We start from the raw sequence: 19,220 nt of genomic DNA, 5'->3' as shown, positions 1-19,220 counted from the left end.
GCGATCAGAGGGTGGGCATGAACTCGGCGACCGCAAGGATCGTGAACACCACCAAGGCGAGGCCGATCAGCCCACCCGCCGGAATCATGATCACGCATACGGCCACCCAGACGAACAGCCTTGGCCATTCAAAGGGCTGGTTGCCCATCACGCCGCCGCGACGTTCCTGCAGTGCGTGATACATCGCCCACACACACGCCCCTGCAGTAGCGACCGCGATGATCCGTAGCCCATCCGGCGTCGCCAGCAGTGCGACAGCCGCCATGATCGCAGCCGCCGTAACGCGTGCCCACATCGTTGTCCACATCTCGACAAGCTGCGCAGTCGTGGAGCCTTCAAGCAGCCGATTCGGCTCACCACGAAAACGTGGGAGACGCCCATCAATACCAAGCACCCGCCAGATCCAACGCGACCAGATGGTCCGAAGACCAAGACTGTCTGCCACCCGCCTGGCGTCCGCAGCGGACTCCGCCAGCATCTGGCGCGACTGATCACTCCGCCAGAATGCGGCTTTGAAAGTCTGGCGCGGTACTTGGAATTGCCGCGCAAATGACCTCGGCGGCGTGAGTATTTCACCCATCAGCCATCGAAGAAAGAGAGGGAACATTATTGCGTAAGCCGCCCGCTTGCACCTCCCCGAATACTGGATGCGCTCAGCCAGATGGTCATCGGCGAAAGTAATATGCCGGGCCTCTTCTGCCAAATGGATGTAGATAATCCTGTTCAGCAACGGAGGAAGGCGTTGCGTTCCCCGCAGAAGAAGGGTTTGTTGATAGTGTACTGGCTGCTCACCAGCCAGTACACCGATGAAGAGCAGCACGCCAAGGTATCCACTGAGGAAGCCTACGACCGGGCCCAAGATCCGCGACATCCGACGCATACCAGGAACGTCCTGGCCGTTTCGATTGATGAACTCCTGGAACATCTGGATGTGGTTACATTCGTCGGTGACCTCATGCATAAGATATCGGAACACCGGGTCAGAATTGGATAGCTTCCCGGCGTAGTGAACTACGCCGCGGATCAGTATCATTTCGAACTGAATTCCGACCTTGAATGTGTTGGCGGTAATCCACCGGCCGATATCCACACGCTTCTGCACCGGCTGCTCGGCATACCAATCGGTCGACGCGAGGGGATTGGTATCGGTAAGTAACTGCCAACGTGGATCGTTGTCGTCCAGAACGTTGTCAGGTGCATCCCAGTCAATATCAACGTAGGGGTCGAAACTGCGACGCACGGTCGCACGAGAGAGGGCCTCCACTGTATCGATGTAGAGGTCCTCTGGTGCGTCGTCCGACTCGCTGACCGTCGTCATTTCCCCATCCGTTGATGCGTGAGCTGCCTTGCAGAGGGTACCAACCTGAGAGCCATATCACGCCCTCAGCCACGGCATTGTGCCACGAGTTGTTGCAATCCCGTTCAGCCGCCGGCACCAAAGCCCCTCACCTGAGCTGCACGCACTCTCGCAGCTGATCGACGACCGAACGACAGGCAATTGACGTTGCCTCTCATTCCGACCCGGCTCACGCTTTGTTCGCAGTACCGTAGCCGTCATATGCGCAGAAATCACCAACTTTCGCCGAACCATGCCGTTGTCGTCGGAGGGAGCATCGCCGGGCTGTGCGCAGCCCGGGTGCTCGCCGACCATTTCGACCGCGTCACCCTCTACGAACGTGACGAGCTGCCGGACCAGCCGGTCAATCGCAGCGCCATACCGCAGGGCCAGCATGTCCATCTGCTGATGGCCCGTGGCGCTCAGGAACTCGAAGCGCTGTTCCCCGGATTGCTCCACGAGATGGCGGCCTCGGGCGTCCCGGTGATACGCAACCGCAGCGAGTTGATCCATTTCGACGCCGCCGGCCACGTCCTGGAAACCGGACTGGACGACAAGTACGTCGCCTATGTGCCCAGCCGCGGTCACCTCGAATGGCAGATCCGCAAGAGGGTGAGCGCGATGCCCGGCATCGAGATCGCGCACCGAGCCGTCGCGCATCCGCAGTACGACCCGGCAGCCGAGCGGGTGACCGGCGTCGTCCTCGACAACGGTGATGTCACGCCGGCCGATCTGGTGGTCGACGCGTCAGGCCGCGGCAGCCGGCTTCCGACGTGGTTGCAGCAGTGGGGATTCGAGCGCCCACGCGAGGATTCGGTACAGGTGGGAGTCACCTACGCCTCGCACCGCGTGAAGATCCCCGACGGCATGATGCCCCAGAAGATGGTCATCGTCGGCGCCACCCGGAACCGCCCACTGGGGATGGGCATGCTGTTCCACGAGGACGGCATCTGGATGGTGACGGCATTCGGGGTGGCCAAGGCCGAACCGCCGCGTGACTTCGCGGAGGTCTGCACGCTGGCCGACGAGCTGCTGCCGGCGGAGATCAGTGCCGCGCTGCGAGCCGGGACTCCCGTCGGTGAGATGAACGTGCACCGGTACCCGACGAGCAAGTGGCGCCGCTACGAGCGGATCGACAAATTTCCCACGGGAATCCTGCCGTTCGGGGACGCCATCGCCAGCCTGAACCCCACGTTCGGGCAGGGCGTGACGATGGCCGCACTGCAGGCCGGCAATCTGCGCCGGGCGCTGGCCGAGGGCATGGACAACGTGATGTGGCGGCTGGCGTTCCGCAACGCCAAGACGATCTGGCCGGTGTGGATGATGAACGGCGCGGCGGACCACACCGAACACGGGGCGCAGGGCGACCGCCCCTGGTGGTACCGGCCGGCGTACGAACTCTTCACTCAGTTTGTCTCCGCGGCCGAGACCGACCCCGTTCTGGCCGAATGGTTCTTGAGCAGAACCAGCTTGCTCGACAGCCTCTATCTGGTACCGACACCCCGCCTGATCGGCCGTGCGATGCGCAACAACGTCAAGCAATGGGTCGCCGGGCGCAAGACCCGAGACAGCGAGGTCGGCGTCCTCGACGCCGTGCCGTGACCGGTACCCGCTAGATCCCGATCGTCACCCGGAACAGCTTCGTCGGCTCGGCGGCGGTCAACCGGATGGGGCCGTCCTCGGCCGCCACCCAGGCCGCCGCGCCGCGCTGCATGGTCAGCTTGTCGTCGTCGGCATAGACCACCGCGGCGCCCTCGGTGCACAGCAGCAGCTGCGGGCCATCGTGGTGGGAGTGCACGTCGATCTCGGCACCGATGTGTTCACCATCGACCGCCAGCACCGACACCGCGAACTCCTGTGCGGGCGTCTGATAGATGGTTTCCGCCCCGTCCGTGACGGTTTCCGGGCGGAGCCGCTCCTCCGGGGTCGGGGTGAAGTCCAGCACCCGCAGCAGCTCGGGCACATCCACGTGCTTCGGGGTCAGCCCACCGCGCAGCACGTTGTCGGAGTTGGCCATCACCTCGACACCGACACCGTGCAGGTATGCGTGCAGGTTTCCGGCAGGAAGGTAGATGCCCTCCCCGGGGCCCAGGCTGATGCGGTTGAGCAACAAGGAGGCCAGCACACCGGCATCACCGGGATAACGCTCACCGAGCTCCAGCACCGTCTTGACCTCGGCGGCGAATTTCTTTGCCCCCGAACGGATGTAATGGACCGCCCCGTCGAGAACGGCGGGCACCAGCACGTCGAGGTCAGGCTGCGGCGCGGTGATCCAGGTGGTGAACAGAGCCCGCAACCCGTCGGCGTCGGACTGATCGGAGAGCAGGTTGATGAACGGGTCCAGATCCGAGACCGCAAGTGAGCGCATCAGCTCGACCGTGCGGTCCACCGTGCGGAATCCGGCGAGCGCATCGAATTGTCCCAGCGCGACCAGCAATTCGGGTTTGTGGCTCCGGTCGCGGTAGTTACGTATGGGTGAGGACACCGGGATGTCCAGACGATCCTCGCGGTCGAAGCCCTCCCGGGCCTGCGCGGCGCTGGGGTGAGCCTGCAACGACAACGGTTCGTCGGCGGCCAGCACCTTGACCAGGAACGGCAGTGCATCGCCGAACCGGCCGATCGCCACGCTGCCCAACTGGCCCTCGGGGTCGTCGTGAACCGCCTGAAGCAGCGACTCTTCACCGTGCTCGGTCTGCAGCCAGGCCGGGTCGCCCGGATGCGCCCCGAGCCACAGTTCGGCCTCCGGATGGATTGTCGGACTGGGCCTTCCGGTGAAATCGGCGATTGCCGTACGCGAACCCCAGGCATAGGTCCGCACCGCGCCCCGTAGCAGATGCACTTCTTATCCTCGAACCAGTTTCAAATATACGGCCGTCATCTCCAAGCGGACAGCCAGAATCGCCAGTTGTTGTTCCGGGCGCCCGACCGGCAGGGTCGTCTCCGCCGATTCCGGCACATCCTCGGCGCCGATCACCGCGATGTCGTCGAATCCGTTGACGCGTGCCCCCACCACCGGTCGCTCGGTGTCGGTGATCAACGCGAACGTACGCATGCGGCGTGGCAGCGGCCCGTCGATCTCCTCGTCATGGAACAGCGACCTGGCCGCGGACGGTCCGACCGCGCCACTGCCTATCGCAGCGAGCACGTCACCCAGTCCGGCTGCCGCCACCACTTCCCCGGCCAGGCGCAGCATCACGGTCGCCCCGTGCCGGGCCAGCGCCAGGGTGGCCGGATTGTCGCCGGCCAGCACGACCGCGCTGTCCGACATCCGCTCGGCCAGCGTCTTGGCCGGGTTGGTGAACAGCTCTCGCCCGACGCTGTTGCGCAGCGCCTCGGCGTCCAGTTCATCGGCCAGCGCGGACAGATCCACGCGCATCCCCGGATCCACGACATGCAGCGCGGCCAGTCCCGCGGCCAGATACCGGGTCAGCCCGAAGTCGTCGGGCACCCACAGCCGCGGCGCCAGCACCACCGCGCGCCCGGCCGCGATGTCACGCAACGGGCCCTCGTTCGGCGCCACGATCAGCACCCGGGCACCGCGGCGCACGCCGGTGGCCGCCGCGTTCACCAGGGCCGGATCACCCGGGTCGTCGCCGGCCACGATCAGCACGTCGAGTGCGCCGAGCCACGGCGGGGTCTCGGCCGCCACCACGATGGGTGCGGAGACCGACGCGCCGAGCGCGGCGGCCAGCATGGCCCCGGCATTCTCGGCAGTACCGCGGCCGGCAACCCAAATCACCGTGCGCGGTGGGTAATCGGCGCGCAGCGGGTCGAGCAGACCCTCCGCCAACGCGGCGGCGGTGGCCCGAACCTGGGCGCCCGCCATGGCCGCGGCCCGCAGCAGACCGTTGCGATCGGCGGCGACAAGTCCGTCGCCGTCGTCTAGATCGACCGTGGCGTCCACGGCGTTCACGGCACCGGCTCGCTCACCCCACGGATCTGTGCCGAAACTCTGTCGACGAGCGCGGCGACGTCCTCGGCGGTGCGCGCTTCCACGTTCAGCCGCAGCAGTGGCTCGGTATTCGACGTGCGCAGGTTGAACCAGCTGCCGTCACCGAGATCGACCGTGACCCCGTCGAGGTGGTCGATGGACTGGATCGAGCTGCCGAAGGATTTCAGCACGGCCTCCACGCATGCCGGGGCATCGGTGACGGTGAAGTTGATCTCGCCGGAGGCCTCGTACCGCTGGTAGTCAGCCATGAACTCCGAGAGCGGGCGGTCCTGCTCACCCAGTGCGGCCAGCACGTGCAGGGCCGCGAGCATGCCGGAATCGGCGCCCCAGAAGTCACGGAAGTAGTAGTGCGCCGAGTGTTCCCCACCGAAGATCGCGCCGGTCTCGGCCATCAGCGCCTTGATGTAAGAGTGTCCGACCCGGGACCGCACAGGGGTGCCGCCACGCTCGATCACCAACTCGGGAACGGCACGTGAGGTGATCAGGTTGTGGATCACCGTGGCACCGATCTCCCGCTTGAGCTCGCGGGCGGCCACCAATGCCGTCACCGCCGACGGCGACACCGGACGGCCGAGTTCGTCGACCACGAAGCAGCGGTCGGCGTCGCCGTCGAACGCCAGGCCGATGTCGGCACCGGTGGCCAGCACATGGGCCTGCAGGTCGATCAGGTTGGCCGGATTCAGCGGGTTGGCCTCGTGATTGGGGAAGGTGCCGTCGAGTTCGAAGAACAGCGGGAGCACGGTGGCGCCGGGAATCGGCCCGAGAACCGCGGGGGTGGTGTGGCCGGCCATGCCGTTGCCGGCATCGACCGCGATTCGCAGCGGCCGCAGCGTGCTCAGATCGACCAGGGACCGCAGGAAGCTGCCGTAGTCGTCCAGCACGTCTCGATCGGAGAGAGCTCCGGGCTTGCCGTCGTAGGCCGGCACCCCCGCGATCACCTCGTCGGAGATGACCGACAGTCCGGTGTCCTTGCCCACGGGCTTGGCCCCGGCTCGGCACAGTTTGATCCCGTTGTAGGCGGCGGGGTTGTGGCTCGCGGTGAACATCGCCCCGGGACAGTCCAACAGGCCCGAAGCGAAGTACAGCTGATCGGTGGAGGCCAGGCCGATGCGGACCACATCCAGGCCCTGGGCGGTGACACCGTCGGCGAATGCCGCTGCCAGCGTTGGCGAACTGGCCCGCATGTCGTAACCGATCGCCACCTGCGTGGCACCTTCGCCGCGGACCAGACGAGCGAATGCGCCGCCGACCTCGGTCACGAACGCCTCGTCGATCTGACTGCCGACCAGACCTCTGACGTCATAGGCCTTGATGACATCGTGAACAGCCGCCGCTGGCCTAGACATATAGCTCCTTGTGAAACGGAATCGTTGGCGCCAGCCTAACCGTCGGGCGGCGTCGACACGTTCACTACTCTTGGGCCGGTCGTCGTCTGTTCAGGGTCAATCGGTGGGATCCGGCAACACCCGCAGGTGCCCGCGACGACGTCCATTGGTCTCCGCCGGGCGCGCCTGCGGTGCCATCACCGCGCTGGTGCCCAGACCGGTGGCGGGATCGGAGAATCCGGCCACCACCCCGCCCCGGGGAACCGCACCGGGCTGGCCTTCGCGGACCGCATCGGCCAACGCCACCAGATCGTCTTCATCGGGATGAGTGGGCAGCGGCCCGGCGTGCCGGACCAGCTCCCAGCCCCGCGGCGCCGTGATACGGCCGGCGTGGCCGACACACAAATCCCAGGAATGAGGCTCAGACACCGTGGCCAAGGGTCCGACTACCGCCGTGGAGTCGGAGTAGACAAAAGTCAGCGTCGCCACGGCATAGTGCGGGCACCCGGGCCGGCAGCAGCGGACGGGGAACATTCACGCTCCAGAGATTACTTTGGACGATCGCTGTGCGCCGCCGGACACGCGGCCGTCGGGGCCCCGATCCCGAACCGTTACGATCATCGCCGTGGCCCAGCGGAACCCATGGCGATCGCGCCGCGGCCGCGATATGCGCGGGCCGCTACTTCCACGCTCGGTCCCAGGCTGGCGTAGCCGGGCCGAGCGGTTCGACATGGCGGTGCTGGAGGCCTACGAGCCGATCGAACGTCGGTGGGCGTCGCGCCTGCGAGAACTCGATGTCGCTGTCGACGAGATTCCGCGGATGTCTCCGAAAGATCCGGACAGTGTGCAATGGCCACCCGAGGTCATCGCCGATGGACCGATCGCATTGGCGCGGCTGATACCTGCCGGGGTCGATGTCAGAGGAAATGCGACCCGGGCTCGAATTGTCTTGTTCCGCAAGCCCATCGAGCGCCGGGTCAAAGGACCCGATGAGCTCGCGGACCTACTGCATGAAATCCTGGTGGCCCAAGTGGCCACCTATCTGGGAGTAGAACCGTCAGTCATCGACCCGACGATCGACGACGACTGACACCGAGCGCCACACCCTGCGGTGAGCGCTCCGTCGAGCTGGAGCGTCAGATGATGCCGCGTTTGAGCCGACGACGCTCCCGTTCGGACAGGCCTCCCCAAATACCAAAACGCTCATCGTGCGCAAGCGCGTACTCCAGGCATGCGTCTTTCACTTCGCAACCCAGGCAGATGCGCTTGGCCTCGCGGGTAGACCCGCCCTTCTCCGGGAAGAACGCCTCCGGGTCGGTCTGCGCGCACAGCGCACGTTCCTGCCATTGGTCGTCTTCGGTTTCCGGATCAACATCAATGTGCTCGGGAACCAAACTCAGCTGAGGACGTCCAGCTTCCCCCAGCGGTGCCGGTGCCGCATTGATGTGCGGTGCGTTGTCCAGTGAGCCGAGTAGCCGGTTGTCGAACCGGACCACACGATCGAAATCGCCGCTCTCATAAGACATTATCCCCCGCCTCCTCACTCGGTCTCGTAGATCCTAAGTGGAGCCCCACTATTGCGATATGCGGTCACCCCATTCGAACAAATGATCGAATCTCGGTCTGCGACACCGGAATCAGTCACCGACCGGGAAATGACACATCTGTGATTACACACGTGTTAGCTGCCAGGGTCAAGCGCCAGGACGCGAATTCATACCATCTCGTAATGTCAAATCGGCGCGTCGCGACATCGGCGTGTCCTGCCCGTGACGACGTCGTTTCCATCCGCGAGCCTGGAACGCTTAGGGTCGGACGTTGTGAAGATCACCGTTCTGGTCGGCGGCGTCGGAGGCGCCCGGTTTTTGCTGGGGGTGCAGCACCTGTTGGGCCTCGGCCAGTTTGCCGGGAGCGACAGCAAGCACGAACTCACAGCGATCGTGAACGTCGGCGACGACGCCTGGATGCACGGAGTCCGGATCTGCCCGGACCTCGATACCTGCATGTACACCCTGGGCGGCGGTATCGACCCCGAGCGCGGTTGGGGTCACAAGGATGAGACCTGGCACGCCAAGGAAGAACTGGCCGCATACGGCGTGCAACCCGACTGGTTCGGCCTGGGCGACCGGGACCTCGCCACCCATCTGGTCCGCACCCAGATGCTGCGCGCCGGCTACCCCCTGTCGCAGGTCACCGAGGCGCTGTGTAAGCGCTGGTCACCCGGGGCGCGGCTGTTGCCCGTCACCGACGACCGCAGTGAGACCCACGTGGTGATCACCGACCCCGGCCCCGGAGATCAGGCCGGCGCTCGTCACGCGATCCACTTCCAGGAGTGGTGGGTGCGCTACCGCGCACAGGTGCCCTCGCACAGCTTTGCGTTCGTCGGTGCGGAACAGGCAACCGCGGCGCCGGGTGTCGCCGAGGCCATCGCCGATGCCGACGTGGTGTTGCTGGCGCCGTCAAATCCGGTCGTGAGCATCGGACCGATCCTGCAGGTCCCGGGAGTCCGGGGCGCACTGCGCTCGACCGCGGCACCGGTGGTCGGCTACTCCCCCATCATCAACGGAAAACCGTTGCGCGGCATGGCAGATGAGTGCCTTTCCATCATCGGTGTGGAATCCACGTCACAGGCCGTCGGTCAGCACTTCGGCGCCCGGTCGGGCACCGGAATCCTGGACGGCTGGCTGGTACACGAAGGCGATGACGCCGAGATCGAGGGCGTGAAGGTGCGCGCCGTGCCACTGCTGATGACCGACCCGCCCACCACCGCCGAGATGGTGCGCGCCGGTCTCGATCTCGCAGGAGTGCCGTTGTGACCACCGACGCGAACACCGAGCACGGGTCCGCCGGCCGCGTCGAGATTCTGCCGGTTCCAGGGCTCCCCGAATTCCGGCCCGGGGATGACCTGGCCGCCGCGCTGGCCGACGCGGCGCCATGGCTGCACGACGGGGACGTACTGGTCATCACCAGCAAGATCGTGTCCAAGTGCGAAGGCCGCATCGTCACCGCCCCTTCCGATCCGGAAGAGCGGGATACCCTGCGGCGCAAGCTCATCGATTCCGAAGCGGTCCGGGTACTGGCCCGCAAGGGCCGGACGCTGATCACCGAGAACGCCATCGGCCTGGTCCAGGCCGCCGCCGGCGTCGACGGGTCCAACGTCGACTCGAACGAATTGGCGCTACTGCCGGTGGATCCCGACGGGAGCGCACGCGACTTGCGCGTACGCCTGCGTGAGCAACTCGGCGTCAACCTCGCCGTCGTGATCACCGACACCATGGGCCGTGCCTGGCGCAACGGCCAAGCTGATTTCGCGATCGGTGCGTCCGGGCTCACCGTCCTGCACGGATACGCCGGCGCACGCGACCGGCACGGCAACGAACTGCTGGTCACCGAGGTGGCCGTGGCCGACGAGATCGCTGCGGCAGCCGATCTGGTGAAGGGCAAGCTCACCGCGATCCCCGTCGCGGTGGTGCGTGGGCTGGAGCTGATCGACGACGGATCGAACGCCCGCACGCTGCTGCGGTCCGGCGAGGACGACCTGTTCTGGCTCGGTACCGCCGAGGCAATCGAGATGGGGCGCAACCAGGCTCAGCTATTGCGTCGCTCAGTGCGCACGTTCGCCGACGAGCCGGTCGACCACGCACTCATCGAAGCTGCCGTCAGCGAGGCACTCACCGCACCCGCGCCGCATCACACCCGTCCGGTGCGCTTCGTCTGGGTGCAGGACAACGCCACCCGCACCCGGCTGCTGGACCGGATGAAGGACCAGTGGCGGACCGATCTCACCGGGGACGGCCGGGACCCGGAGTCCGTGGAGCGGCGCGTGAACCGCGGTCAGATCCTGTACGACGCTCCGGAACTGGTGATTCCTTTCCTGGTTCCCGACGGCGCCCACAGCTATCCCGACGAGGCCCGCACCCAAGCCGAGCACACCATGTTCACCGTCGCGGTCGGCGCCGCGGTGCAGGCTCTGCTGGTGGCGCTGGCGGTACGCGACGTGGGCAGCTGCTGGATCGGCTCGACCATCTTCGCCGGTGACCTGGTGCGTGCCGAACTCGATCTTCCCGCGGACTGGGAGCCATTGGGCGCCATCGCGATCGGTCACGCCGCGGACCCGCAACCGCCGCGCGACCCGGTGCCCACCGACGGCCTGCTGGTCGTGAAGTGAGCGCCGAGAGCCTGCACGCCTCCGCCGTCGAGATGCTGACGCATTGGCAGACGGCCGATCCCGGTCAGGACACCCTGCGGCACGCGGTGCTGTCGTTCCTGGCCGCCCGCCCAGATGCCTGCCTGCGAGCGTGCGTGCCCGGCCACATCACCGCCTCGGCACTGGTCGTCGATCACACCGGAACCCAGACGTTGCTCACCCTGCATCCTCGCTTCGGCCGCTGGTTGCAGCTCGGCGGGCACTGTGAGGAATCGGATTCCGACATGGCTTCGGCGGCGTTGCGCGAGGCCACCGAGGAGTCTGGCATCGCCGGATTGACCATCGACCCGCACCTGGCGGCGCTGCATGTGCATCCGGTGACCTGCTCGCTGGGCGTTCCGACCCGCCACCTCGACATGCAGTTCGTCGTCCGGGCCCCGGCAGGAGCCGAGATCGCCTGCAGTGACGAGTCTTTGGACCTACGCTGGTGGCCCCTGGATGCGCTGCCCGATGGCACCGACTTCGGCCTTCAACAACTCGCCGACTCTGTCACCGGGACGGTCTAGTCTGGGCCGGTGAACCCGGAGCGCAGGACCATCGTCATCACCGGCGCCAGTGACGGCGTCGGTGCCGCAGCCGCCCGCCAGTTGAGCCGGCGCGGCGACAATGTCGTGGTGGTGGGCCGCTCACCCGCCAAGACCGCGGCGGTGGCGGGTCCGCTCGGCGCCGACCACCTCGTTGCCGACTTCGCCGAACTCGCCCAGGTCCGCGACCTGGCGACCCAGCTGCTGGATCGGTATCCGCGCATCGACGTGCTGGCCAACAACGCCGGCGGCCTCCTGGACCGGACCCGGCAGGAGACCGTCGACGGGTTCGAGAAGACCTTCCAGGTCAACCACCTGGCCCCGTTCCTGCTGACCACCCTGCTGCTGGATCGCCTGATCGAAGCCAAGGCATCGGTGATCAACACCTCCAGCGTCGGCAACCGGTTGTTCGGCCACATCGACATCACCGACCTCAACCACGAACGCGGGTTCAAGGCGCAGAAGGCCTACGGCGACGCAAAGCTGGCCAACATCCTGTTCACCAAGGAACTGCACCGCCGCCACCACTCGGACGGGATCTCCACGGCGGCGTTCCACCCGGGCTCGGTGGCCTCGAACTTCGGCGCCGAGGCCAACAACCCGGCGCTGGAACTCCTCTACCGCACACCGCTGAAGAAGCTCATCCTGGTCAGCCCGGACAAAGGGGCAGATCAGTTGGTATGGCTGGCCACGTCGACCCCGGGCACCGATTGGACCTCCGGACAGTACTACGCCCGACGCAAGCCCGGTCGACCGAACAAGCAGGCCAACGATCCTGTTCTGGCACAACAACTTTGGGACCGCAGCCTGGAGATGGTCGGCGCCTAGCCCGGGGCCTGCGTGCAGTACGCGCGGCGGGCAGCCCGTAGCGCGACCGCGGTCTGCTGCGGGGTGGCCGCGTACTGGCCGGACATCTGGTCGATCACCGCCTGTGCCGGTGTCCCCGTGTAGAGCAGGCGGCACATCTCACGGCCCACCAGCAGCAACTGGTCGTCATCGCCGGGAAAGACTCCGCGCGTGGCCTTGAGGTAGTTGGTGTCCTCCGCGGTCAGCGGTACCGGCCAAGCCGCCGCCTGAGGGGCGGTGACCCCAAAAAGCGTCCCCAGCACCATCGCCGCCGCGATCGACGCCAGTACATTGCGCCGCAATCCGTCGAACAGCCCGTTGACCATGGCCCCTCCCCCTTCGCCCATCAAAGCGTAAGGCGCGGAGAGGGCCGGCAAACACACTTTTTCACCAAAGTTAGGTAGTCGACTACTCAAGCGCTGCTGAGCGCGATCGCCCTACCGTGGGTACGCCACGGAAACTCGGGTAGGAGGCACCATGAGCCTGCAGATCGACTCCCCGGCCGAAGATTCCACCTCCGGCAAGAACGGCGACGGACCGTCGGAGCAGCAGAGCGCCCAAGTCGAAACCGCCGTGTCCAGCCTCTCCAGACCGGTGCAAGGGCTACTGCTGAGCTGGTTGACAGTGAACGCGGTAGTAGTGCTCTGGCTCGCAGTGTGGGACGCCACCCTGACCCGTTCGGCGTGGGATCTTTTGGGCGCTGCACTCCTTCTCGGTATCGGAATCACGTGCGCGCTCGCCATCGGCGCGATACTCAGACGATCGTCGAGCGCCTTCCTCACCGCGATGACAAGCCAGATTTTTGTGGTGTGTCTGGCCGCATATGTGTGGCTGGTCGATGAGCGCAGCCCGGTCCGGCAACTCATCGGCATCACCGGAGTGGCACTGCTGTTCGGTGCTATCGCGCTGTTCTGGGTCATCTATCTGGCCCGTTACGCCCATGGAGCGATCAACCGGGGCGCGGTGGTGATCGTCTCGTTGTTCCCGGTGCTGGGGCTGGTCCAGTTCTGGCTGCAATCGGACTACCTGCCGGCGCGCTCACTTCCACTGGTGGATGTACAGGCAGAACTGACGCCGGTGGGCTCCTCGGGTTCGATCATCCACCTGTCGGCCAAGCTCACCCTGCATAATCGCAGTTCGGTAGCAGTCGACATCCCGGCAGGTGTCATGCGTGTAAGGGCATACCCGTTCGGTGTGCCGGAAGAGCCTGCGACCACCAATACGGTTGCCTCGTACCTGGATCCGGTGGGAAGCATGCTCGGCGACTATCGCCAGATCCCAGTCGTGCCCAGCAACTCCAAGTTGCTGTATGCGGGGAGTATCGGCGCCGCAGGGAGGTTTCTGGCGCCCGGGTCCACCACAGGCGCCCAGATGATGATAGATATCAACCCGCAGACGGTGCGACTGGTCCAAATGGGCGTCAACATCGTCGCCGTAACGCGCCGCGCAGTGCAGGACACCCGCACTTGCTACGAACCCAAGAAGTCGTACACCGAGGACATTGCCGGGTTCATGGAAGAAGCACGCGGGCTGCATGATTGGGTGGGTGGTGGCAAGGCACTGTGCACCGAGACTCAGTTCGCCGCCAGGGGTTCGATCGAGGAATTGGTCGGCGACCACCCGGTGCTGAGGATTTTCACCGTAGTAGACCATCCCGCCTTCACGACACCGATGGTTGTACCGCTTTTGGGTACCAAAACCTCGATCGAAGATCCTGAGGGAGGGATGGACGAGGCCGCCACCATCGAAACAGCCACGCCCTCAGGAATATTCGGCGGGGGTGCCGAATACTCACCGTCCGACGTTGACTTGCATCAGACCGGCTGACCACGCCGAGACGACCCTTTATGGCGAATTTCCGCCAATTCTCGTCAGAAAGCGTGGTTTCGGCGCAGCAGCCGGAACCTAGACGTCGGTCGAGTACCGGATACCGCCGTCGGGAATGGCCACCCCGGGCCACACCCGCGCACCGCGCAACAGTTCGCAACGGGCACCGATGTCGGCACCGTCGCCGATCACGCCGTCGCGGATCAGCGCCCGCGGGCCGATGCGGGCCCCGAAGCCGATGATCGAACGTTCAATCACCGCACCGGCTTCCACGCGCACCCCGTCGAAGATCACCGCGCCGTCGAGGCGCGCGCCGGCACCGATCTCGGCGCCGCGGCCCACCACGGTGCCACCGATCAGCAAGGCGCCCGGCGCAACCGCCGCACCTTCGTGGACCAGGGACTCACCGCGACGGCCGTTGAGCGCAGGCGACGGTGCGATGCCACGGACCAGATCGGCCGATCCGCGCACGAAATCGTCGGGCGTGCCCATATCCCGCCAGTACGAGGCGTCGACGTACCCGCACATCTTCAGTCCGCGGGAGAGCACCTCGGGGAAGATCTCGCGTTCGACCGACAGGGCCCGGCCGCGCGGGATCTGGTCGATGACGTCGCGGTTGAACACATAACAGCCCGCGTTGATCTGGTCGGTCGGCGGATCCTGGGTCTTCTCCAGGAACGCCGTCACGAAACCGTCGGCATCGGTGGGCACGCAGCCGAACGCACGCGGATCACTGACGCGCACCAGGTGCAGCGTGACGTCGGCCTGGTGGGTGTCATGCGACTCGAGCACCGCGCCGAGGTCGGCGGCCGACAGCACGTCGCCGTTGAACACCATGGCCGTGTCGTAGCGCAGCTTGTCCGCCACGTTGGCGATGGCGCCACCGGTGCCGAGCGCCTCGGTCTCGGTGACGTATTCGATCTCGAGCCCGAGATCGGAGCCGTTGCCGAACGCCTCCTCGAAAACCTCGGCCTTGTACGAGGTGCCCATCACCACATGCTTGATGCCGGCCACCGAGATTCGCGCCAGCAGGTGGGTCAGGAACGGAACGCCTGCCGTCGGCAACATCGGCTTGGGCGCCGAGAGGGTCAACGGCCGGAGCCTGGTGCCTCGTCCACCGACGAGGACGACAGCGTCCACCTCCGCGGGATTGATCACGTCAGTGCCCTTTCGCCTGTTTACGTCGAGAACTACCGACCACCAGGCCCGCACGTGCTGCCAGCGCGCCCCGAATTGTCCACCGTAACGGCGCCTGCCAGGGCGCCGGGTATCGATCAGCCAAAAAAGTGTAGGTACTGCGGTGATGGGCGGCCAAGTTGCGCGCTGGATCGCGGCCCGTGGAGTGCCCCTTGTCGTGGAGCACCTCGGCCGACGGCACGTAGACGTTCTGCCAGCCGGCCTGGGCGATCCGGTCGCCCAGGTCGACGTCTTCCATATACATGAAGTAGCGCTCGTCGAATCCGCCGACGGCGTCGAAGGCGGCCCGGCGCATCAGCAGGCACGAACCGGACAGCCAGCCGACCTCGCGCTCACTGGGCTCCTGACGGTCCTGCCGGTAGGCCGCGGTCCACGGATTCGATTTCCAGAAGGGGCCGACGACGGCGTGCATGCCGCCGCGGACCAGGCTGGGCTGATGACGCGCCGACGGGTAGACCGAGCCGTCGGGATCGCGGACCAATGGTCCGAGAGCACCGGCCTGCGGCCACCGCTGGGCCGCGTCGAGCAGCAGGTCGATCGACCGAGGCCCCCATTGCACGTCCGGGTTGGCGACGATGAAAAATTCCGCGCAGTCGCCGTCGGAGATCTGTTCGGCGCCGCGGTTGACCGCGCTGCCGTAGCCGAGGTTGCTGCCGGTACGGATCAGGCGCACGTTGGGGTAGCGCTTTTCCGCTCGTTCGGGTGCCCCGTCGGTCGAGCCGTTGTCGGCCATGATGACGGTCACCGGCCGGTCGGTGGCCAGGGCGAGCGAGGCCAGGAAACGGTCCAGATGTGGCCCCGGCGAGTACGTCACCGTCACCACCACGAGCGGGCGGGCCGCATCCTCAGTCACGGCGTAGAGGGTAGCGGGCCGGACGGGCTCTCTTTTCCAACCGCTGCTGCCAGGGCTTCTCGCCAATCCCGCAGCGGGGTCAGGCCCGCCTCGGCGGACCGGAGCGCCGACAGCACGGTGTAGGCCGGACGCGGCGCGGGCCGCGGGTGACGGTCACTCCCGACGGGCCGAACCCGCTCCGGATCGGCACCGACGGCCGCGAAGGTCTCTCGCGCCTGGTCGAACCTGCTCGCGGCCCCGGCGTTGGCGGCGTGCAACACGCCGGGCCGCACACCGCCGTCGGCGATCTGCAGCAGCGCCGCGACCAGGTCGCCGGTATAGGTAGGCGACCCGACCTGGTCGGCGACCACATCGACCGGACCGTCCCCGGCCGCCAACCGGCGCATGGTCGCCACGAAGTCGGTTCCGTCGGCGCCGCGGTACACCCAGGCGGTGCGGACGACGTACGCGTCGGGTTTGGCGGCCAGCACCGCCTGTTCCCCTGCCAATTTGGTCCGGCCGTAGACGTTGACCGGTCCGGTCTGGTCATCGACCTCGTAGGGGGTGCGACGTTCCGTGGACGCACCGAACACGTAGTCCGTGGAGATGTGCACCAGGTCGGCGCCGGCCCGGGCACACACCGCGGCGAGGTTGCCGGGGCCGACGGCGTTGACGGCAATGGCCCTGTCCTGGTCCGTCTCGGCGGTGTCGACCTGCGTATATGCCGCGCAGTTGATCACCACGTCGCCGGGCTCGACGAACGCGCGCACCGTGTCAACGTTGGTGATATCACATTCCGCCGAGGTCAGGGCCAGCACGTCACGGCCCTCTCCACGGGCCTGATCAGCCAATACTCGGCCGACCATGCCGCCACCCCCGGTGATCACAATCCGTTGCGCCATGCGCCGAGTCTGGCACGCCGGTCTGCGTTACCCGGCTCACGTCCGAGCCGCAAGTAGCCTGGGCACGTGCCTTTCCCTGTCCTTCGCTCCCTCGCTGTCGCCACGGCGTCGGCCGTGGTGCTCGGAACCGGGGTGGCCTGGAGCCAGATCCGCTCCTTCGAATCCGGCATCAACCACATCAGCTCGGCGGCCCTCGGCGGCGGCGGCGAGGACGGTGCCATCGACATCCTGCTGGTCGGTATGGACAGTCGTACCGACGCTCACGGCAACCCGTTGTCGGCCGAAGAGTTGGAGACCCTGCGCGCCGGCGACGACGTCTCGACGAATACCGACACCATCATCCTGATCCGCATCCCCAACAACGGGAAGTCGGCCACGGCCATCTCCATCCCCCGCGATTCGTACGTGGAAGCACCGGGCTGGGGAAAGATGAAGATCAACGGCGTGTTCGGGGACGTCAAGCTCGACCGGATGAAACAGCTCGTCGAGGTCGAGGGTGAAGATCCCGCCGTCGCCGAGCCCAAGGCCACCGAGGCGGCCCGCGAGGAGTTGATCCAGACCGTCGCCTCACTGACCGGCGTCACGGTCGACCACTACGCCGAAATCGGACTCCTCGGCTTCGCGCTGATCACCGACGCCCTCGGCGGCGTCAATGTCTGCCTCAAAGATGCCGTCTACGAACCGCTTTCGGGCGCCGATTTCCCGGCGGGCTGGCAGAAGCTCAACGGCCCGCAGGCGCTGAGCTTCGTTCGGCAACGCCATGACCTGCCGCGCGGGGACCTCGACCGGGTGACCCGCCAGCAGTCGGTGATGGCGTCACTGGCCCACGAGGTGATCTCCAGCAAGACGCTGTCCAGCCCCGGCACGCTGGGGCGGCTGCAGGATGCCGTGCAGCGCTCCGTGGTGATCTCCGACGGCTGGGACATCATGAATTTCGTCGAGCAGCTGCAGAAGCTGGCGGCCGGCAGCGTCGCGTTCGCCACCATCCCGATCCTGCGTGAGGACGGCTGGAGCGACGACGGTATGCAGAGCGTGGTCCGGGTGGATCCCGACGAGGTCCACCAGTGGGTGTCGAGCCTGCTGCAGGACCAGGACGCGGGCAAGACCGAACAGCTCAGCTATTCACCGGAGAACACCACCGTCGAGGTGGTCAACGGCACCGACATCAACGGCCTGGCGGCCGCGGTGTCACAGACGCTGAGCAACAAGGGGTTCCTGCCCGGCACCACCGGCAACCACGAGGGCGCCCCGCCGGTGTCCAGCCAGGTACTGGCCGCCAAGAGCGACGACCTCGGCGCCCAGGCGGTGGCGAAGGACCTCGGCGGATTGCCGGTGAACGAGGATTCGTCGTTGCCGCCCGGCGCGGTGCGGGTGGTCCTGGCGGCGGATTACACCGGACCCGGTTCCGACGGCATGGATCCGTCCGCGGGCATCGTGGACCCGGCGTCGGTCGGCGACACCTACAGCGACACCGGCGAGCAGAGCCCGCCGCCACCGCCGTCGCCGATCCTCAACGCGGGTTCGGACGATCCCAAGTGTGTGAACTGATCACCCTCGAGTAGAACGAGGCTATGAGCACAGTCAGCGCTGCCGTCCTGGATCCGTTGTTGGCAGCGGACCCGGCCGGGCCACGGATCACCTATTACGACGACGCCACCGGTGAGCGGATCGAGCTGTCGACGGTGACCATGGCCAACTGGGCCGCCAAGACCGCCAACCTGCTGCGCGACGAGATGGGGGCAGGCCCGGGCACGCGGGTGGCAGTGCTGCTGCCCGCGCACTGGCAGACCGCGGCGGTGTTGTTCGGGATCTGGTGGATCGGTGCCGAGGTGGTTCTGGACGGGGAGGCCGACACAGCGCTGTGCACCCGAGAGCGCCTCGATGAGGCCGACGACGCGGTTTCCGGAGGCGAGGTCGCGGTGCTGTCGCTGGACCCGTTCGGCAAGCCGGCTCCGGACCTGCCCATCGGGGTCACCGACTACGCCACCGCGGTGCGGGTGCACGGCGACCAGATCGTGCCCGAGCGCGTTCCCGGCCCGGCCCTGGCCGGGCAGTCGGTCGCCGAGGTGCTGGAAGCTGCCCGGAATGCCGCGGCCGCACAGGGTTTCACCGCCGGCGACCGCGTGTTGTCCACTGCGGGCTGGACCACGCCCGAGGAGCTCATCTCGAATCTGGTCGCGGTGTTCGCCGCCGGGGCGTCACTGGTCCAGGTGGCCAATCCCGATGCGGGCGCACAGGAACGGCGTCGCACGACGGAGAAGGTCACCCGCGG

The 19,220-nt window shown here is 66.6% G+C and carries 18 protein-coding genes and 1 pseudogene; 9 read left to right on the top strand and 10 right to left on the bottom strand.

Annotated elements, in window-relative coordinates:
- Positions 1 to 4 precede the first annotated feature (4 nt).
- Complete coding sequence (locus TX88_RS10825; protein ID WP_044516681.1) at positions 5 to 1,318, bottom strand: AurF N-oxygenase family protein; 1,314 nt, start codon at positions 1,316 to 1,318, stop codon at positions 5 to 7.
- Between the two features lie 240 nt (positions 1,319 to 1,558).
- Here TX88_RS10825 and TX88_RS10820 point away from each other — a divergent pair, with 240 nt between their 5' ends.
- Positions 1,559 to 2,938: an FAD-dependent oxidoreductase gene (locus TX88_RS10820; RefSeq protein ID WP_044516679.1), complete on the top strand. Its 1,380-nt coding sequence runs from the start codon at positions 1,559 to 1,561 to the stop codon at positions 2,936 to 2,938.
- 10 nt (positions 2,939 to 2,948) lie between these two features.
- Here TX88_RS10820 and manA read toward each other — a convergent pair whose 3' ends face one another.
- The 4 genes and pseudogenes from manA to TX88_RS10800 form a co-directional block, all read right to left on the bottom strand.
- Positions 2,949 to 4,175 (bottom strand): mannose-6-phosphate isomerase, class I, encoded by a 1,227-nt coding sequence (gene manA, locus TX88_RS10815; protein WP_044516678.1) that lies wholly within the window; start codon positions 4,173 to 4,175, stop codon positions 2,949 to 2,951.
- A 3-nt stretch (positions 4,176 to 4,178) separates the two neighbouring features.
- Positions 4,179 to 5,249, bottom strand: coding sequence for a hypothetical protein (locus TX88_RS10810; RefSeq protein WP_044516677.1), 1,071 nt, complete (start codon positions 5,247 to 5,249; stop codon positions 4,179 to 4,181).
- Positions 5,246 to 6,634 carry a phosphomannomutase/phosphoglucomutase gene (locus TX88_RS10805; protein WP_044516675.1) on the bottom strand — a complete coding sequence of 463 codons (1,389 nt, stop codon included), beginning with the start codon at positions 6,632 to 6,634 and terminating at the stop codon, positions 5,246 to 5,248. Before TX88_RS10805 ends, TX88_RS10810 begins: the two co-directional genes overlap by 4 nt.
- 96 nt (positions 6,635 to 6,730) lie before the next feature.
- Positions 6,731 to 7,151, bottom strand: a pseudogene (locus tag TX88_RS10800) (DUF3499 domain-containing protein).
- A gap of 129 nt (positions 7,152 to 7,280) precedes the next feature.
- Between TX88_RS10800 and TX88_RS10795 the strand changes: the two are divergent.
- On the top strand, positions 7,281 to 7,703 hold the full coding sequence (locus tag TX88_RS10795; protein WP_044516672.1) for a metallopeptidase family protein: 423 nt from the start codon (positions 7,281 to 7,283) through the stop codon (positions 7,701 to 7,703).
- 46 nt (positions 7,704 to 7,749) lie between these two features.
- Here TX88_RS10795 and TX88_RS10790 read toward each other — a convergent pair whose 3' ends face one another.
- A complete protein-coding gene (locus tag TX88_RS10790; RefSeq protein ID WP_044516671.1) occupies positions 7,750 to 8,139 on the bottom strand; it encodes a WhiB family transcriptional regulator in 390 nt (129 codons plus the stop codon).
- 294 nt (positions 8,140 to 8,433) lie between these two features.
- Here TX88_RS10790 and cofD point away from each other — a divergent pair, with 294 nt between their 5' ends.
- The 4 genes from cofD to TX88_RS10770 are packed head-to-tail and all read left to right on the top strand — an operon-like array spanning position 8,434 to position 12,172.
- Positions 8,434 to 9,429, top strand: a complete 996-nt coding sequence (cofD, locus tag TX88_RS10785; protein ID WP_044516669.1) for a 2-phospho-L-lactate transferase — start codon at positions 8,434 to 8,436, stop codon at positions 9,427 to 9,429.
- The gene (locus TX88_RS10780) at positions 9,426 to 10,781 is read left to right on the top strand and encodes a coenzyme F420-0:L-glutamate ligase (RefSeq protein ID WP_044516667.1); all 1,356 of its coding nucleotides are present in this window, start codon (positions 9,426 to 9,428) and stop codon (positions 10,779 to 10,781) included. The genes cofD and TX88_RS10780 overlap by 4 nt, the downstream gene beginning before the upstream one ends.
- Before the next feature lie 32 nt (positions 10,782 to 10,813).
- Positions 10,814 to 11,326: an NUDIX hydrolase gene (locus TX88_RS10775; protein WP_044519296.1), complete on the top strand. Its 513-nt coding sequence runs from the start codon at positions 10,814 to 10,816 to the stop codon at positions 11,324 to 11,326.
- A gap of 9 nt (positions 11,327 to 11,335) precedes the next feature.
- Positions 11,336 to 12,172 (top strand): SDR family NAD(P)-dependent oxidoreductase, encoded by an 837-nt coding sequence (locus tag TX88_RS10770; protein WP_044516665.1) that lies wholly within the window; start codon positions 11,336 to 11,338, stop codon positions 12,170 to 12,172.
- Here TX88_RS10770 and TX88_RS10765 read toward each other — a convergent pair.
- The gene (locus TX88_RS10765; RefSeq protein ID WP_044516664.1) at positions 12,169 to 12,516 is read right to left on the bottom strand and encodes a DUF732 domain-containing protein; all 348 of its coding nucleotides are present in this window, start codon (positions 12,514 to 12,516) and stop codon (positions 12,169 to 12,171) included. The two genes, TX88_RS10770 and TX88_RS10765, sit on opposite strands and share 4 nt — an antisense overlap.
- Before the next feature lie 151 nt (positions 12,517 to 12,667).
- Between TX88_RS10765 and TX88_RS10760 the strand changes: the two genes are divergently transcribed.
- Positions 12,668 to 14,017 carry a hypothetical protein gene (locus TX88_RS10760; protein WP_044516662.1) on the top strand — a complete coding sequence of 450 codons (1,350 nt, stop codon included), beginning with the start codon at positions 12,668 to 12,670 and terminating at the stop codon, positions 14,015 to 14,017.
- A 78-nt stretch (positions 14,018 to 14,095) separates the two neighbouring features.
- On the opposite strand, the gene manB is transcribed toward TX88_RS10760, so the two are convergent.
- The 3 genes from manB to rfbD are packed head-to-tail and all read right to left on the bottom strand — an operon-like array spanning position 14,096 to position 16,948.
- Entirely contained in the window at positions 14,096 to 15,175 is a 1,080-nt protein-coding gene (gene manB, locus TX88_RS10755; protein ID WP_044516661.1) for a mannose-1-phosphate guanylyltransferase ManB, read from the bottom strand.
- Position 15,176: 1 nt separating this feature from the next.
- Positions 15,177 to 16,067: a glycosyltransferase family 2 protein gene (locus tag TX88_RS10750; protein WP_044516659.1), complete on the bottom strand. Its 891-nt coding sequence runs from the start codon at positions 16,065 to 16,067 to the stop codon at positions 15,177 to 15,179.
- Positions 16,064 to 16,948, bottom strand: a complete 885-nt coding sequence (gene rfbD, locus TX88_RS10745; protein ID WP_044516658.1) for a dTDP-4-dehydrorhamnose reductase — start codon at positions 16,946 to 16,948, stop codon at positions 16,064 to 16,066. Before rfbD ends, TX88_RS10750 begins: the two co-directional genes overlap by 4 nt.
- 66 nt (positions 16,949 to 17,014) lie before the next feature.
- Between rfbD and TX88_RS10740 the strand changes: the two genes are divergently transcribed.
- Positions 17,015 to 18,496 carry an LCP family protein gene (locus tag TX88_RS10740; protein ID WP_044516656.1) on the top strand — a complete coding sequence of 494 codons (1,482 nt, stop codon included), beginning with the start codon at positions 17,015 to 17,017 and terminating at the stop codon, positions 18,494 to 18,496.
- A 23-nt stretch (positions 18,497 to 18,519) separates the two neighbouring features.
- Positions 18,520 to 19,220, top strand: a 701-nt coding sequence (locus tag TX88_RS10735; RefSeq protein WP_044519295.1) for a TIGR03089 family protein, incomplete at its 3' end; no start/stop codon positions are given.

The organism is Mycolicibacterium septicum DSM 44393 (genome assembly GCF_000455325.1).
Classification (GTDB): domain Bacteria; phylum Actinomycetota; class Actinomycetes; order Mycobacteriales; family Mycobacteriaceae; genus Mycobacterium; species Mycobacterium septicum.
Note: the sequence above shows the minus strand (reverse complement) of the source record. Positions and strands in the feature narration are given on the sequence as shown.

What these genes read in the sequence shown, in the direction of transcription:
- TX88_RS10820 (WP_044516679.1), top strand. Translation starts at nt 1,559, where the DNA reads ATGCGCAGAAATCACCAACTTTCGCCGAACCATGCCGTTGTCGTCGGA.
- TX88_RS10760 (WP_044516662.1), top strand. Translation starts at nt 12,668, where the DNA reads ATGAGCCTGCAGATCGACTCCCCGGCCGAAGATTCCACCTCCGGCAAG.
- TX88_RS10825 (WP_044516681.1), bottom strand. Translation starts at nt 1,318, where the DNA reads ATGACGACGGTCAGCGAGTCGGACGACGCACCAGAGGACCTCTACATC.
- TX88_RS10790 (WP_044516671.1), bottom strand. Translation starts at nt 8,139, where the DNA reads ATGTCTTATGAGAGCGGCGATTTCGATCGTGTGGTCCGGTTCGACAAC.
- TX88_RS10775 (WP_044519296.1), top strand. Translation starts at nt 10,814, where the DNA reads ATGCTGACGCATTGGCAGACGGCCGATCCCGGTCAGGACACCCTGCGG.
- TX88_RS10765 (WP_044516664.1), bottom strand. Translation starts at nt 12,516, where the DNA reads ATGGTCAACGGGCTGTTCGACGGATTGCGGCGCAATGTACTGGCGTCG.
- TX88_RS10805 (WP_044516675.1), bottom strand. Translation starts at nt 6,634, where the DNA reads ATGTCTAGGCCAGCGGCGGCTGTTCACGATGTCATCAAGGCCTATGAC.
- TX88_RS10795 (WP_044516672.1), top strand. Translation starts at nt 7,281, where the DNA reads ATGCGCGGGCCGCTACTTCCACGCTCGGTCCCAGGCTGGCGTAGCCGG.
- rfbD (WP_044516658.1), bottom strand. Translation starts at nt 16,948, where the DNA reads ATGGCGCAACGGATTGTGATCACCGGGGGTGGCGGCATGGTCGGCCGA.